Genomic DNA, 15,199 nt, shown 5'->3' with positions numbered 1-15,199 from the left:
GCAAACGGTGATGAAATGGAAAACTTATATCCTGTTTTTTTAAATCTAAAACACAAAAAGGTATACGTAATTGGCGGGGGACAAATTGCTGCTCGTAAACTAGAAGGATTATTGCAATCAGAAGCGGTCATTACCATCATAAGTCCCACTCTCATTGAGTCCATTCTTACCTATGTAAGCAATGGTTCGGTTCATTGGATTCAGAAGAAATTTGAACTAAATGATATTGAGGATGCTTTCTACATTATCTCTGCTACCAATGATCCACATGTGAGTAGTGAACTACAGAAAGGGGTCAGTCCCCATCAACTCGTAAACTTTGCTGATGATCATTCCTCTTCTAACGTAATCGTACCTTCTGTCGTTAGAAGAGGGAGGCTTGCCATTGCTGTTACGACCTCAGGTGCTAGTCCAAGCTTATCAAAAAAAATTAAAAATGAGCTAGAGGACATTTATGGTGAAGAATATGAAGATTATGTAGAGTTCCTGATGGAAAAGCGTACCTATATTCAAGAGAGTGTAAAGGACGTAGGTAAAAGAAGAAAATTGCTCTTATTGCTTGTAGAAGATCCGATATTTCGTACGGAAGAGAGAGAAAAGCGCTTCCAAAAAATTTACAAAAATATAATTAATAATTGTGAGTAAGGGGTGCCTTACTCCTTTTTTTTATGGTATAATCTGTTTTTGTAAACATGATGCTAAATATTAATGGTATTTTTAAAGAGAATATTAAATATTTTTTAAGAAAAGACAAAAGTCGTCACAATTTGTTAATAACTATGTTGTACACTATTGTTTGTTACTCGCTACTATTTAAGATATTGACAATTACTAAAAATGAGCTATTATAGTAAAGGTTTTAATGATGAAGAGGTGATTAAATATGCTTAACAAAAAATTAACACATGTACAATTTTATATTGTGGCAATTATTCTTTTGTGGATTAAAACATATGGAGCATATCGATTTGAATTTAACTTGGATCTTGATAATGGAATACAGAAGTTTTTGTTATTTATAAACCCAATTAGTTCTGCAATTCTCTTTCTAGGACTTGCTTTATTTTTCAAGGGGAAAAGATCACTAAAGATGCTAGTGACTTTTAATTTCCTTCTTACTTTCTTATTGTTTGCTAACATTGTCTATTACCGCTTTTTCTCTGATTTCATAACGTTGCCAACATTAACTCAAACAGGTAACGCATCTGATCTTGGAGGAAGTATTTTAGCGTTACTTCGACCAACGGATTCATTGTATTTCGTAGACACATTGATTTTGCTTACACTGTTACTAACTAAGCGAGTAACACCGATGGTTGGAAAATTAAAAAGACGACAACTTGCTCTAGTATTTCTTACTGGTCTTGGTTTCTTTGCAGTCAATCTTGGACTTGCTGAGACAGATCGTCCTCAGCTATTAACAAGAACATTTGACCGTAACTATATCGTTAAATATTTAGGTATGTACAACTTTACCATTTATGACGCGATTCAAAGCACAGGTGTATCTGCTCAACGTGCAATGGCAGACACGGACGATATTACAGAAGTGCAAAACTTCACAAGAGCGTTATACGCTGAGCCAAACCCAGAATTATTTGGTGTAGCAAAAGGGAAGAACGTGATCTATATTCACTTAGAGTCTGTTCAAAATTTCCTTATTGACTACCAATTAAACGGACAAGAAGTTACTCCGTTTATGAATTCATTAACGAGAGATTCCAATACGTTTTATTTTGATAATTTCTTCCATCAGACTGGGCAAGGGAAAACAGCTGATGCTGAATTTATGTTAGAAAACTCATTATATGGATTACCACAAGGGTCTGCTTTCTCAACAAGAGGACGTAACACGTACCAAGCAGCACCTGCCGTTCTTGGACAACAAGGCTACACATCAGCGGTGTTCCATGGTAACAATCGTACGTTCTGGAACCGCGATGAAATTTATAAGCGACTTGGCTTCGATAAGTTTTATGATTTAAGCTATTACAATGCAAAAGAAGAAGATGTCCTTAACTACGGTCTTAAAGATAAACCGTTCTTCCAGGAATCTGTTTCATTACTAGAGTCAGTACCACAGCCTTTCTATGCTAAATTTATTACTTTATCGAATCACTTCCCATATCCAATGGATCAAGAGGAAGCAACAATCGAAAAGCATACAACTGGAGACACTTCGGTTGATAACTATTTCCAAACAGCGCGTTATTTAGATGAAGCTTTAAGCGAATTCTTTACGTACCTGAAGGAAAGTGGTTTATATGAAAATTCAATGATCGTTATGTATGGTGACCATTATGGTATTTCAGAAAATCATAATAAAGCCATGTCGATTGTGCTTGATAAAGAGGTAAATGAATTTGAAAGTGCACAACTTCAAAGAGTACCACTTTTCATACACATTCCAGGTGTTGAAGGTGGAACGATGCATCAATACGGTGGTCAAATCGACTTAATGCCAACCGTTCTACATTTACTTGGTGTAAGCACGAAGGAATATGTACAGCTTGGTACTGATTTATTTTCACCACAGCACGATGCCGTTGTACCATTCCGTAACGGAAACTTTATTAGTGAATCTGTTACTTATATCGATGGTAGACTCTACAATACAGCAACTGGAGAGCGCATCGAGGAAACAGAAGAAATCACTCGCATGAAGGAGCAAACAGAAGAAAAGCTCCGTACATCTGACGTGATTGTAAATAAAGACTTGCTTCGTTTCTATACACCAGATGGTTTTACACCAGTAAATCCTGATGATTATGACTATACAAACAAGGCTGAGACAAAAACAGAAACTGAAGTAGAAACCGATGAAAATAAAGAAACTGACGAGACTGAAGTACCAGCCCAAGAAGAGATAAGCCAATAATAAAAACTGCAAGGAGAAACTCTCCTTGCAGTTTTTATTTGCTATATTTTCTAACTAGACCTATAAATAGTCTAGTCCCCATAAACGTTAACATTTCAGAGATAAGGGTATGAATCCAAGACCATTGTTTACTAAATTTAATTAACTTCGTTTTTTTCTCAAAGATCGTCTCGATAATGGTCATAGGGGTGCTAAATAATAGAGCTTTTATCATGATTCCTAACACGTTCGAATTATAGGTGGATTGATTAAAAAGTACACAAGTGATTGGAAAGAGTAAATAGTCAAATAAAACATTAATCTGAAAATATTCAGGCAAAAATCGCTTAGGATAAGACACTTTATTTCGTCTAGTCAAGAAGGTATCCATAAAACTCGAAAAAAATCCTTTTAATAAGAAAATAATAATCCAATCGTTTATATGTTTACCTTTGATAGTAAAAGGTAAAAGAAATAATCCCATTATAAGTAAACCTTTTAAAATTCTTTTCTCCATAACATACCTCATCTCTATAGCATGTTGAATCTTTTCGTTTCTATTACTTTTTCTATTATTTCCAAACTTTAATGAGAATTTCATGCGAACCAAAAGGAAGGTCAATCCACTTGGATTGACCTTCCTTTTTTTATAATTTGAAAGAACTCTTTAACGAAACGATTTGATTAAATACAATATGTGATGGTTTTGAGTCCTTTGGATCTACATTAAAGTAACCGTGACGGAAAAATTGGAATTTATCATGTGCCTTAATGTCAGACATATTTGGTTCAATGAATCCGTTAATTTTTTGCAATGAATTTTCATTCACGTTATCAAGGAAGGTTTTGCTTTCTGACTCCTCTTCATCCTCGGCAGTGTTGTCTAAGATAAGAGGCTCATACAGACGGAACTCTGCTGGAATCGCTTGTGATGCTTCCACCCAATGTAGAGTACCCTTAACCTTTCTTCCCGTAAAGCCCGTTCCGCTCTTTGTCTCCGGATCATACGTACAGTGGATTTCAACGACATTGCCATTCTCATCCTTGATGACGTCTTCACATTTAATAAAGTAAGCGTGCTTCAGTCTCACTTCATTGCCAGGGAAGAGGCGGAAGTATTTACTTGGAGGATTCTCCATAAAGTCATCTTGCTCAATATATATTTCTCTAGAGAACGGAATTTGTCTGATGCCCATTTCAGGATTCTCCGGATTTATCTCAGCATCAAGCATCTCTACTTGGCCTTCAGGATAATTCGTAATAACTACCTTTAAAGGTCGAAGCACACCCATCGTTCTTGGTGCTTTCAACTTTAGATCTTCACGAACAAAATGCTCAAGCATTGCAGAATCTACCACACCTGACCCTTTTGAAATTCCTGTTTCTTTTACAAACTCACGAATGGCTTCTGGAGTATAGCCTTTTCTTCGTAATCCAGAAATCGTTGGCATTCGAGGGTCGTCCCATCCATCTACAAAGCCTTCGTCAACAAGCTGTTTTAGTTTTCTCTTACTCATAACCGTATTGGTAAGCCCTAGGCGGCCAAACTCAATTTGTTGTGGCTGGCTCTCCATTTCACATTGCTCTACAACCCAATTATAAAGAGGACGTTGATCTTCAAATTCCGTTGTACATAATGAGTGAGTAACACCTTCAATTGCATCCTCTAGTGGATGTGCAAAAGCGTACATAGGGTAGATACACCATTTGTCACCTGTATTATGATGACTTGCATGAGAAACACGATAAATAACTGGATCACGAAGGTTAATATTAGGTGAACTCATGTCAATTTTTGCACGAAGTACCTTTTGACCGTTCTCGAATTCTCCCTTGCGCATACGAGCAAATAATTCAAGATTTTCTTCAATTGAGCGATTTCTATATGGGCTTTCTTTCCCAGGCTCCGTAAGTGTTCCACGATATTCACGAATTTCATCAGCTGTTAAATCATCCACATAGGCAAGACCTTTATTGATTAATAATACGGCTCTGTCATACATTTCCTCGAAGTAGTCTGAAGCAAATCGAAGCTCTTCCCACTCAAAGCCAAGCCACTTTACATCTTCCTTAATAGAATCAACGTATTCTTGATCTTCTTTCAATGGGTTAGTATCATCAAAGCGTAGATTTGTACGTCCATTAAACTCGTCTGCTAAACCAAAGTTAATCACAATCGATTTTGCATGACCAATATGTAAGTATCCGTTTGGTTCAGGAGGGAAGCGGGTAATAATCTCTTTATGTTTTCCCGTTTCTAAATCCTCCTTAATAATTGTCTTAATAAAATTTGAAGTTTCCAACCAGAATCAGCCTTTCTATGTAACTGTTTTAAATATCTTTTGTCTTTCATTATAATATATCAGCAACATAATTAAAAACCCTTAATATTTGCGATTTGTTAATAATGTCAAGACTTGTTTTCAGAAAATTATTTTAATATTCATTTATAGGAAACTCTATTACTATACATGCAAACGTTTTTATTAGTAAGATTGACCAAATTCAAAAAACTTTTCCAGAAAAATTTCATACTTGTAATATTCCTGTAACATTATTTTCACAAACAAATACAGCAGTACATTCCACGCTGTAATATACATGTAATATAAAAGGCTCCTTTTTCTAAGAAAAATTAAAAATTCCATACATGGTTGTATATAACATCTCCTCCAATTATTAGTTATACCTTTCTAGTAAAATACCAACTATCATTAAGGTATCAACAAGAGTTAACAGGAGGGAATACATGAAAAAACAACTATTTGCAGCCGCAGTAACAGCAGGTTTACTTTTCACATCCTTCAATGGTACAGCGAGCGCACATGAAAAAACATATAAAGTTTCTTCTGGAGATACTCTCTATCGAATTGCTTTAAACAATAATCTATCAGTCTCACAAATTATGGAGTGGAACAAGCTTTCTACTTCTAGCATATATGTTGGACAAACATTAACATTACTTGCACCACACACACACGAAACAACAACCACTTCTTCTACGTACACAGTAAAAGCTGGTGATACACTTTGGGGAATTGCGACAAGAAATGGTATGACTGTTGATCAATTAAAAGCGTTAAACAATTTAACAACAAACACACTGTATGTTGGACAAGTACTGAAATTGTCTGGGACAGCACCAACTTCAACCTCAACCTCAACAACGATTAATGCTTTAATTGCAGAATCGAAAAAGTATATTGGTGTCCCATATGTTTGGGGTGGAAGTACACCATCAGGTTTCGATTGTAGCGGTTATTTAAATTATGTATTTGCAAAAGTAGGAGTTTCTATTCCTCGAACAGTGGAGACGATTTGGGGAGCTACAAAGTCTGTATCAGCACCTAGAGTAGGGGACTTAGTTTTCTTTACAACGTATAAAGCAGGTCCATCGCATGCAGGTATTTATCTTGGAAACAATCAATTTATCCATGCAAGTTCTTCTCAAGGCGTGACGATATCTGATATGAACAACACTTACTGGAAATCACGTTACCTAGGAGCACGTACTACTTTTTAATGTGATAAAAATAAAAGAACCTGTCCACACAGTTCATGATCATCATAACTGGGTGGACGGGTTTTTATTTTTTTACAAGCCTGTTGAGCTCTGGAACTACATGTTTTCGCTATCGTTGAGTTCTTGTTTTAAGTTGGCTCCAAATCGGTTGGAGACACGCAGATCATGACCATCTTCATCTGATGCCACATGTATGATATCTTCAACTGCACCACGTTTGCTTGCTCGTCTGATTTCCGATTCACTACTTGTCATATCTTCATTTTTCAATTGACTCACCTCAAAGGATAGTATGTTCTATCAATAAACATCTATTCTGAGTAGAAGGTAAGAGATTCCTACTTTATGATTGCACCATTTGAGACTGAATGTAATGATACAAAAGCTTTCCTGTATTCTCAATAGATGACTCATGAGTACGCTCAAACGCATGAGAAGAATCGATACCAGGTCCGATTAACCCATGAACGATATCGTGCCCAGACCGAATCGCTGCAGAAGCGTCAGAACCGTAATATGGATAAATATCGAGCTTATACCCAATATTATTTTCTTCAGCTAACTGTACCAAATGTTTTCGAAGTTCATAATGGTACGGACCACTCGCATCCTTGACACAGATAGAAACCGTATATTCATCTGTTGATTGACCATCGCCCATGGCACCCATGTCTACAGCTAAATACTCAACGGTTTCAGGTGTGATATTGGAGTTGCCTCCATAACCGATTTCTTCATTGTTAGATATAAGAAAATGCGTTGTGTATGGAAGTTCAATCGATTGTTGCTTAATCGTTTTTATCAATTGTAATAAAATAGCTACACTTGCTTTATCATCGAGATGTCGTGACTTGATAAAGCCACTTTCTGTTCGCTCCACACGTGGATCAAAGGAAACAAAATCTCCTACCTCTATTCCAAGCTTTCTAACATCTTCTTTATTTTTCACAACTTCATCAATTCGAACTTCCATATTTTCTTGGTTTCTTTCTGCTTTGCCCGCATCCTTATATACATGAACAGACGTTTGGCGCATTAAAATGGTACCCGTAATTTTCTTTCCATTACGTGTTTCAATTTGGCAATACTCGCCTTCAATGGAGTTGTATTGAAAGCCACCGATTAAATCGATCTTCAGACGACCGTTTGGCTTAATTTCCTTCACCATTGCCCCTAATGTGTCAACATGCGCAGTTAGCATTCTGTGATGACTGTCAACACGCCCATTAATTGTAGCAAGTAAGCCACCTTTGCGATTTCTTTTTGTTTCAACTCCTATTTCCTCTAAAAACTGCTCAACAAATGTAATCACTTCATTTGTGTTTCCTGAAGGACTTGGAATGGAGACTAACTCGGTTAATAAATCTAATGTTTCGTTCATATCTATGTAGGCCATGCATGATTCCCTCCTTTTCAACTAAATAGTAGCATTCGTTCTGGAAAAAATACAGCGGTGAGTTTTATAAAAGGATAAAATTGGATATAGATGGAAAACGAGAATTGAAAAGGAGTGAACCGATGTTCAGGGATATATTTCATCAGTCCAGCTTACCACAGGTCATCATAGAACCTGATTTAACTTATCTAGAAATCAATCATGCTTTTTGCCAATTTCTTGGTTACACAAGAGAAGAGTATGATTCTCTTACTATTGAAAGTGTCTCTCATCCTGATGATTTCCTAATGGATTATCGGCAATTTCAGAGATTAAAGAAGGGGATTATATCAGAATATGAATTGGTAAAGCGTTACATACATAAAAATGGTTCCATTAAAACAGGTCGATTAAAAGTATCTAAAATACGTGATCGTGACACGAAACATGTATTTTATTTAGGACAGGTGTACGATTTGACTGAATTCACGAAGATTTATGAGGGATTACGGCAAAGTGAGCAAAAATATCGGCTACTTGCAGAGAACAGCTCTGATATTATTTGTCTACATGACTCTCATGGCCACATTCTTTATATTAGTCCGTCCATCAAAGGAGAGCTTGGCTATGAGCCAGAAGAACTGATTGGCTGTTACTCGCCGCAACTCGTTCATCCTGATGATCAGGACGTTGTTACGCTAGAAGAACAAACGATTTCCTTTCGTGCTAAAAAGAAAAACGGTTCGTATATATGGATGGAAACGGCTATTAAAAAAGTCATCGATGATGAATGCAATTCCATGTCGCAATTTATTACAGTCACACGTAATATTCAAAAGAGGAAGGAAACCGACGAGCTCCTAAGAAAGTCGGAAAAATTAGCTGTTGTGGGGCAAATGGCTGCTGCCGTTGCCCACGAAATTCGTAACCCTTTAACTCCAATAAAAGGGTTTATTCAGTTACTGAACTCAGGTGCCGAGGTTTCTACTCAATACTCAGCCATCTTACTAAATGAGATCACTCGGATTGAATCCATCCTATCTGAGTTTCTTTCTCTTGCAAAGCCAACGGAAAGAAAGAAGGAAGCGCTCTGTGTAAATGAACTGTTAGAACAGGTGATTCAAATTTTCACACCACAGGCATTTTTAGCGAACAAGGAAATTATTTTTCGAAAAAATGGACAGTTAAATAAAAAAATTAATGGCGATAGTAACTCCCTAAAACAAGTTTTCTATAACGTATTACAAAACGCCTTAGACGCTATCGAGGAAAAGGGAAGAATCATGGTGAACCTTGAAGAAGGGGGCGAGGTCCTTTGTATACGTATTATTGACAATGGTTGTGGAATGCCAGAGGAACGGATCAAACTGATTGGAGAGCCCTTTTACTCTACAAAGGAAAAAGGAACGGGATTAGGTTTGATGACAAGCTACAATATCATAGAAAATCATGATGGGACGATTAGCTTTGAAAGTAAAGAAGGAGAGGGAACGACGGTTACGATATCGTTTCCATATATTGAAAAAGAAGCATAAATAAAAAAACGAGAGCTCATCAGCTGTGAGCTCTCATTTTTTTCTGATAAAGTCGTTCAAAAAATGGGTGCAAATGCTGAACCACATACCCGAGAGTTAACGTGACAACAATCGTACCTACTCCAATTTCTCCTTTGAAGAGAAGGGCAAGAATAAATGCTGAACCTTCGGCGATCACCCTCGCAACCCCAAGTGAGAGACCAAAGCGCTCATGAATCGCAACCATTAATACATCCATTGGGCTTGATGGTAGCTTGGCCTGAAGATAAATGGATATACCTAGACCCAAAATGAGAATCCCACAAATAAGTGAGATGACCTTCAATAGAAGTGACCCCGGGTGATAATGATTAAATAGGACAAAAAACCAAAAGTCAATTAATAAACCAATCGATAAAATCGTAAGACCCGCTAAATATTCCGGCTTCTTTTTTTGAAGAATGGAATTAATAATAATTAGAATAATACCATTAATTAATACCCATGTACCCATGCTAAGGCCAAATACACGTGCTTCTCCAATCGCCAACGCATCCCAAGCGCCAGCACCCAAACCCGCTTGAATGATCAGGCACACACCAAAAGTGAGAATCAAGATGCCACAAAGAAAAAATAAAATTCTGTTTTTCATAAGCTGCTCCTTTTTGTACTTGTACAAACTATTATCTCCACACAAAGTGTGAACATACAACTTGCGAATTGTACTATAGATGCTCTAAAGCGTATAGTAGAACATATAGTTCATATACTGGAGGTACCTAATTTGGAAAACAAATGCAAACTAAATCATCCCGTTGAAGACGTTCGAAACAAATACGAAACTCAAAAAGAGTATTTACCGTCAGACATGATCTCCTCTTTTGAAGCATTTTTCACCCATGAACATACTCAGGACATCTTAAATGACGTGTTTCATCTGTTAAAAAAATACGATCTTGCTACACAAGAAGATCGAGAACAAAGAAATAAGCGTTTGTTTATGGTTTTACAAAATTTATAAAAAACAGTGAAGCGGACAAACAGTGCGCTTTTGTTTTTGTAACAGGACAAACAGTTGTATCGTCTACTCGTATAGGAATAAATTGAAAATTCCAAAAATCATTAAGAGAAGCTATAATGAATATAATGTTTAAAAAATTTGGGGTGTCGACATGAAAAAGGAAGTAAAGGTAGCAATGATTGGAATTGGTGCAATTGGAGAACGTGTTCTGCGTAAATTCCAGTACCATTCAGGCGTGGAGCTCGTTGCTGTTTGTGATCAGAATGCTGAAAAATTACAGGCACTCAAAGAAGACCTCGAAGACGTTTCTCTCCACACTGACTATGTAGACATGTTACAAAAAAACGAGATTGATTTGGTATATATTGCAGTCCCTCCCAAATATCATCATGAAATTGCTTTATACGTATTAAAACAAAAGAAGCATGTGTTATGTGAAAAACCTTTAGCCAATTCATTAAATGAAGCACTCGAAATGCTCCAAGCAGCAAGGGAAGCTCAAGTTACACATGCGATGAATTTTCCAATGGTGTATACAAATGTGTACCAATTATTTAAAGATAAAGTGGTATCTGGAGAAATCGGGGAGGTAAAAAGAGTAGAGGTTCATTTACATTTTACCGAGTGGCCTCGTGCTTGGCAGAAAAACAATTGGATTTCTAGCCGTGAGCAAGGCGGCTTTATAAGGGAAGTCGCACCACACTATATTCACATGATTCACGATATGCTTGGAGAACTGCAAGACGTAACATCACTTGTCGAATATCCTGAAGACGAGTCTTTGTGTGAAACCTCATTTGTCACACATTTGAAGCTTCAAAACGGCGTAACCGTATTATTTAACGGTGTAAGCGGAATTGGACAGAAGGAACATCTCTCGTTTAAAGTGTTTGGAGAAAAGGGGACGCTTGACTTAACAAACTGGAGCCAGCTTTCTATGAGTTCACCAGATAAGCCGACAACGGTTCTACCGATTGAAAGGACCGAGCAGCATGATATTGTTATGGAGATTCTAAATGCCATTGAAGGAAAAGAAGCAAAAATAGTAACGTTTGAACATGGCTTTCAAGTACAACAGGTGTTAGAAAAAATCTTGAAAAAATAGCGTAAAAGACACCTTGCAGGGTGTCTTTTTTCGGTATTCGAAAGATTCCTATTGCAGGGAGAAACCGATTGGGAGTATGATAACTTTTGAATAGTGAAAATGGAAAAAGAAAGAAGCTGAGTGTATGAAACATTCTTCGTATGAGTACAATGAAAGGCTTAGCATTCAAAATGGAATCGCTTCAACGATCGTCACAAATATTACGAATAATTACTTCACTTTATTTGCCATCAGCGCCTTAGGAGCAAGTAATTATCAGATCGGATTAATGAATTCCCTTCCTCAATTTATCGGAATGTTTGCGATGATTGCGGGCTCGATACTTTTAGGGAGATTAAATGAGAAAAAGAAGTTTACTGCCTTATCCATACTGTATACTCGTTTGTTTCTTTTATTAATGACATTCGTAATATATATTCCTGGTGATTACAGAAGCTGGATTTTTGTCATACTAGTTGGATTGATGAATTTTCCAGGCTCATTTGCTCTTGTAAGCTGGCAATCTTTTATTGGAGATTTGATTCCAGAGTCACGAAGAAGTAATTTCTTTAGTAACCGCAATCGTATATTAACAATGGTAGGAATGATTTCAACCTTTATCATCGGGCTATCTTTACAGTATTTTCATCCTTCAAATCCATTGCCATACCAAGTATTATTTTTTCTAGCCTTTTTATTTGGTTTAGTGGAAGTGTATTATTTATTTAAACATAAGGAGCCAAACCTCGAAAAGAAAGCTGTGGCAAAAAGCAAAGGACTCGGATTTCATGTATATAAGCACAAGCCATTTTTATATTTTTTAGTTTGTGGATTATTCTTTAATTTTGCTTGGCAAATGGCTTGGTCACTTTTTAGCATTTACCAGATTAAATATGCCATGGCTACAGGTCTATGGATTAGCTTATTTGCTGTTGCCAATCAGGTCGCACAAATTGTCAGCTTTAAGTGGTGGGGAAGAATGGCAGACAAGCATAGCAATGCAAAAATGATGATTCTTGTGTCGGTCGGGATGGCAACCGCCCCCATTTTAAACGTTTTGTCTACCAATCTAGTATACTTATTAATAGTGAACGGGTTGTCAGGTTTCTTCGTCTCAGGCACGGTCTTGATTTTATTTAATCAACTGCTAGAAGTAACAAAAGAAGACAATCGAAGCTTATGTATCTCACATTACAATGTGTTATTAGCATTTGTGGCTTTTATTGCTCCTCAGTTTGGGGTATATTTACTTGAAACCACATCTATGGACATGGCCATGACGACAGCAACTGTATTGCGTGGACTTAATGCTTTTCTTTTCTTAGCGCTTTACGTTTTCATGAGAAAAGAAAAATTCAAGCAAAACACGCTTATTCCGTCTAACTAACCATTGTTCTAGAATGACCCTTTTCGGTCTATACTAACAAAAAGAGATCGGCATATAAGTAACAAGTCATCTTCATCGGAGGGTGACTATTTTCTTTCATAAGAAATAAGGTATGAAGATAGATGAAGGGGGATTCGCTTGTGGAAATGGAACGAGAACTTGAGCAAAAAAGAGTTAATGAGATCATAAAAGTAATTAATTATAAATCAAACAAAATCTTTAAGCATCTCGAGAAAGTCGGTGGAGATGCACTTGAAATAAGGCAAAACTTTTGGAATGACGTAACGGTGAATACGGACGAAGCGGATGATTTAGCAGAAACATTCTCAAGCATCAAACAACAAGCGCAGCTTCTATTAGAAAGGGAACGAAGCCAAAGTCAGCTCGATAAACAAATCAATACCTTGTTTCGGTTAAAAAATTCGCCATACTTTGGTCGCGTAGACTTTTTAGAAAACAACGAACCAGCTACCGAATTTATTTACATAGGAATTAGTTCATTAATGGATGAAAAGGATGAAAACTTTCTTATATTTGATTGGAGAGCACCGATATCCAGCCTTTATTACGATCACTCCCCCGGAGAGGCAAAATATATCACACCAGAGGGGACGATTGAAGGTGTCATTGAATTAAAGCGTCAATTTCTAATTCGCAACAGTATTATACAAGGCATGTTTGACACCGGGATTACGATTGGCGACGAAATGTTACAGGAAGTATTAGGAAATAACGCAAATTCACAAATGAAAAGTATCGTTGCGACGATTCAAAAAGAACAAAATCGAATCATTCGAGATGAGAAAAGCAAACTCTTAATTGTTCAAGGAGTTGCTGGAAGTGGGAAAACATCCGCAGCCTTACAGCGTGTAGCTTATTTACTTTACCGATATCGTGGAAAAATCACCTCTCAAAACATTATGCTGTTTTCACCTAATCCATTGTTCAATAGCTATGTCTCCACGGTTTTGCCAGAGCTTGGTGAAGAGAACATGCAGCAAAGTACGTTTTTAGAATTTCTCTCATCAAGAGTTGGTGGAAAGCTAGAGCTTGAGGATTCTTTCATGCAGCTAGAAAGTCTCCTTTCCTCCGAGCAGATCAGTTCGTACGAGATACGAATGAAAAGTATTAAGTTAAAATCGAGTCTTGATTATAAAAATATTCTTGATGACTATATACAAAAACTAAACCATTCAGGTCTTCAATTTCACCCGATCGTTTTCAAAGGGAAAGTCCTTTTGTCAGCTGAACACATAACAGAAAAGTTTTATCGTCTAGATAAACAAGCAAGTATCCCCAGTCGAATGGAAGACCTAAAAGAATGGTTATTAAAAGAAATTCGTAAACACAAACGCGCAGAAGCAAAGAAAGACTGGGTAAAGGAAGAAATCCAGTTTCTTGATAAAGAGGATTATTTAGAAAGCTTCAAAAAACTTCAGAAAAAAGAGAATGACGGATTTCAAGATTTTGATGTAGAAGAGAAATTTTTATCAAGTGTTGTCGTTGCCAGATACTTTAAACCTCTCATAAAAAAAATTAAAAGATATCAGTTCATTGATTACGAACAACTATATCGAAACCTATTCTTCACTCTGTCTGGAGAATGGGAGGAGGTTGTTGGACTGAGCTTAGGACAATTAGAAGAGGGAGTTTTAACTTACGAGGATGCGACCCCATTTGTCTATTTAAAAGAGAAGATCGAGGGAGGCAAATCGAGGCTTTCCATTAAGCATGTCTTTATTGATGAGGCACAGGACTATTCACCATTTCAATTTGCTTATATTCGTGAATTGTTTCCGGTAAGCAAAATGACCCTACTTGGTGATATCAATCAAGGGATTTATGCACATACGGATGACACAAGCTCCATTTTGCTTGGAGAAGACGTGAAAGACAAAGAAACGATTATTTTAACGAAGAGCTATCGGTCAACAAGACCGATTGTTGAATTTACAAAAGGCTTATTGCCAAACGGTGAAATGATCGAACCATTTAACCGGGATGGAGAAAAACCAACTCTAACCATTTACAATAAGAAGCAAAGTTATGAACAGGGGTTACAAAGCCTTCTTGATCAACTCGTTGAGGCAGGGCATGAAACGATTGCAGTTATTTGTAAAACTGCGAAAGAAAGTGCAACGGTCTATGCTTCCTTAAAAAACAGTCGCGATGTTCACCTGGTAGAAAAGGGAACCATCTCCTTCGAAAAAGGGATTACCGTCATCCCAGCGTATTTGGCAAAAGGTATCGAGTTTGACTCAGTTATTATTCACGATGCGTCTCAACATACGTACTTTAGAGAAAATGAACGAAGACTCTTTTATACGGCTTGCACAAGAGCCATGCACGAGCTACACATACTTTCCCTAGGTGAACCGTCTATGCTTTTAAAAAATAGTATGGAAAAACTACAGGCAGCCTCAAAATAGGCTGCCTGT

At 37.0% G+C, this 15,199-nt stretch carries 13 protein-coding genes; 8 read left to right on the top strand and 5 right to left on the bottom strand.

The genetic code is table 11. The annotated features are described in order from the left end of the window. Positions 1-15: 15 nt before the first annotated feature. Together ACRX5O_RS04455 and ltaS are read left to right on the top strand one after the other, a co-directional pair. Complete coding sequence (locus ACRX5O_RS04455; RefSeq protein ID WP_433904819.1) at positions 16-645, top strand: precorrin-2 dehydrogenase/sirohydrochlorin ferrochelatase family protein; 630 nt, start codon at positions 16-18, stop codon at positions 643-645. Positions 646-883: 238 nt separating this feature from the next. Continuing rightward, positions 884-2,878, top strand: coding sequence for a lipoteichoic acid synthase (ltaS, locus tag ACRX5O_RS04450; protein WP_433904818.1), 1,995 nt, complete (start codon positions 884-886; stop codon positions 2,876-2,878). A 34-nt stretch (positions 2,879-2,912) separates the two neighbouring features. On the opposite strand, the gene ACRX5O_RS04445 is transcribed toward ltaS, so the two are convergent. Together ACRX5O_RS04445 and ACRX5O_RS04440 are read right to left on the bottom strand one after the other, a co-directional pair. After that, positions 2,913-3,374, bottom strand: coding sequence for a CBO0543 family protein (locus ACRX5O_RS04445; protein ID WP_433904817.1), 462 nt, complete (start codon positions 3,372-3,374; stop codon positions 2,913-2,915). Positions 3,375-3,504: 130 nt separating this feature from the next. After that, complete coding sequence (locus tag ACRX5O_RS04440) at positions 3,505-5,160, bottom strand: glutamine--tRNA ligase/YqeY domain fusion protein (RefSeq protein WP_433904816.1); 1,656 nt, start codon at positions 5,158-5,160, stop codon at positions 3,505-3,507. A 446-nt stretch (positions 5,161-5,606) separates the two neighbouring features. Between ACRX5O_RS04440 and ACRX5O_RS04435 the strand changes: the two genes are divergently transcribed. Next, complete coding sequence (locus tag ACRX5O_RS04435) at positions 5,607-6,380, top strand: C40 family peptidase (RefSeq protein ID WP_433904815.1); 774 nt, start codon at positions 5,607-5,609, stop codon at positions 6,378-6,380. A gap of 96 nt (positions 6,381-6,476) precedes the next feature. On the opposite strand, the gene ACRX5O_RS04430 is transcribed toward ACRX5O_RS04435, so the two are convergent. Both ACRX5O_RS04430 and ACRX5O_RS04425 read right to left on the bottom strand, forming a co-directional pair. Next, positions 6,477-6,650, bottom strand: coding sequence for a hypothetical protein (locus ACRX5O_RS04430; protein ID WP_433904814.1), 174 nt, complete (start codon positions 6,648-6,650; stop codon positions 6,477-6,479). A gap of 73 nt (positions 6,651-6,723) precedes the next feature. Beyond that, on the bottom strand, positions 6,724-7,761 hold the full coding sequence (locus ACRX5O_RS04425) for a M42 family metallopeptidase (RefSeq protein ID WP_433905193.1): 1,038 nt from the start codon (positions 7,759-7,761) through the stop codon (positions 6,724-6,726). 137 nt (positions 7,762-7,898) lie between these two features. On the opposite strand from ACRX5O_RS04425, the gene ACRX5O_RS04420 reads away from it, so the two are divergent. Next, positions 7,899-9,290 carry a PAS domain S-box protein gene (locus tag ACRX5O_RS04420; protein ID WP_433904813.1) on the top strand — a complete coding sequence of 464 codons (1,392 nt, stop codon included), beginning with the start codon at positions 7,899-7,901 and terminating at the stop codon, positions 9,288-9,290. A gap of 19 nt (positions 9,291-9,309) precedes the next feature. Here the strand turns inward: ACRX5O_RS04420 and ACRX5O_RS04415 are convergent, their stop codons facing one another. After that, positions 9,310-9,921: a YczE/YyaS/YitT family protein gene (locus tag ACRX5O_RS04415; RefSeq protein WP_433904812.1), complete on the bottom strand. Its 612-nt coding sequence runs from the start codon at positions 9,919-9,921 to the stop codon at positions 9,310-9,312. A 132-nt stretch (positions 9,922-10,053) separates the two neighbouring features. On the opposite strand from ACRX5O_RS04415, the gene ACRX5O_RS04410 reads away from it, so the two are divergent. The 4 genes from ACRX5O_RS04410 to helD all read left to right on the top strand — a co-directional run bounded on the left by ACRX5O_RS04410 (position 10,054) and on the right by helD (position 15,190). Then, positions 10,054-10,290, top strand: a complete 237-nt coding sequence (locus tag ACRX5O_RS04410) for a hypothetical protein (protein ID WP_433904811.1) — start codon at positions 10,054-10,056, stop codon at positions 10,288-10,290. Positions 10,291-10,441: 151 nt separating this feature from the next. Then, a complete protein-coding gene (locus ACRX5O_RS04405; protein ID WP_433904810.1) occupies positions 10,442-11,395 on the top strand; it encodes a Gfo/Idh/MocA family protein in 954 nt (317 codons plus the stop codon). 124 nt (positions 11,396-11,519) lie between these two features. Then, a complete protein-coding gene (locus ACRX5O_RS04400; protein WP_433904808.1) occupies positions 11,520-12,761 on the top strand; it encodes an MFS transporter in 1,242 nt (413 codons plus the stop codon). A gap of 146 nt (positions 12,762-12,907) precedes the next feature. Next, positions 12,908-15,190, top strand: a complete 2,283-nt coding sequence (helD, locus tag ACRX5O_RS04395) for an RNA polymerase recycling motor HelD (protein ID WP_433905192.1) — start codon at positions 12,908-12,910, stop codon at positions 15,188-15,190. The last annotated feature ends 9 nt before the right edge of the window (positions 15,191-15,199 follow it).

It is taken from the genome of Robertmurraya mesotrionivorans (assembly GCF_050971805.1).
In the GTDB taxonomy this organism is placed as follows: Bacteria; Bacillota; Bacilli; order Bacillales; family Cytobacillaceae; genus Robertmurraya_A.
Note: the sequence above shows the minus strand (reverse complement) of the source record. Positions and strands in the feature narration are given on the sequence as shown.

Coding starts and splice junctions, on each gene's coding strand:
- ACRX5O_RS04455 (WP_433904819.1), top strand. CDS start 16: ATGGAAAACTTATATCCTGTTTTTTTAAATCTAAAACACAAAAAGGTA.
- ltaS (WP_433904818.1), top strand. CDS start 884: ATGCTTAACAAAAAATTAACACATGTACAATTTTATATTGTGGCAATT.
- ACRX5O_RS04445 (WP_433904817.1), bottom strand. CDS start 3,374: ATGGAGAAAAGAATTTTAAAAGGTTTACTTATAATGGGATTATTTCTT.
- ACRX5O_RS04435 (WP_433904815.1), top strand. CDS start 5,607: ATGAAAAAACAACTATTTGCAGCCGCAGTAACAGCAGGTTTACTTTTC.
- ACRX5O_RS04425 (WP_433905193.1), bottom strand. CDS start 7,761: ATGAACGAAACATTAGATTTATTAACCGAGTTAGTCTCCATTCCAAGT.
- ACRX5O_RS04420 (WP_433904813.1), top strand. CDS start 7,899: ATGTTCAGGGATATATTTCATCAGTCCAGCTTACCACAGGTCATCATA.
- ACRX5O_RS04415 (WP_433904812.1), bottom strand. CDS start 9,921: ATGAAAAACAGAATTTTATTTTTTCTTTGTGGCATCTTGATTCTCACT.
- ACRX5O_RS04405 (WP_433904810.1), top strand. CDS start 10,442: ATGAAAAAGGAAGTAAAGGTAGCAATGATTGGAATTGGTGCAATTGGA.
- ACRX5O_RS04400 (WP_433904808.1), top strand. CDS start 11,520: ATGAAACATTCTTCGTATGAGTACAATGAAAGGCTTAGCATTCAAAAT.
- helD (WP_433905192.1), top strand. CDS start 12,908: ATGGAACGAGAACTTGAGCAAAAAAGAGTTAATGAGATCATAAAAGTA.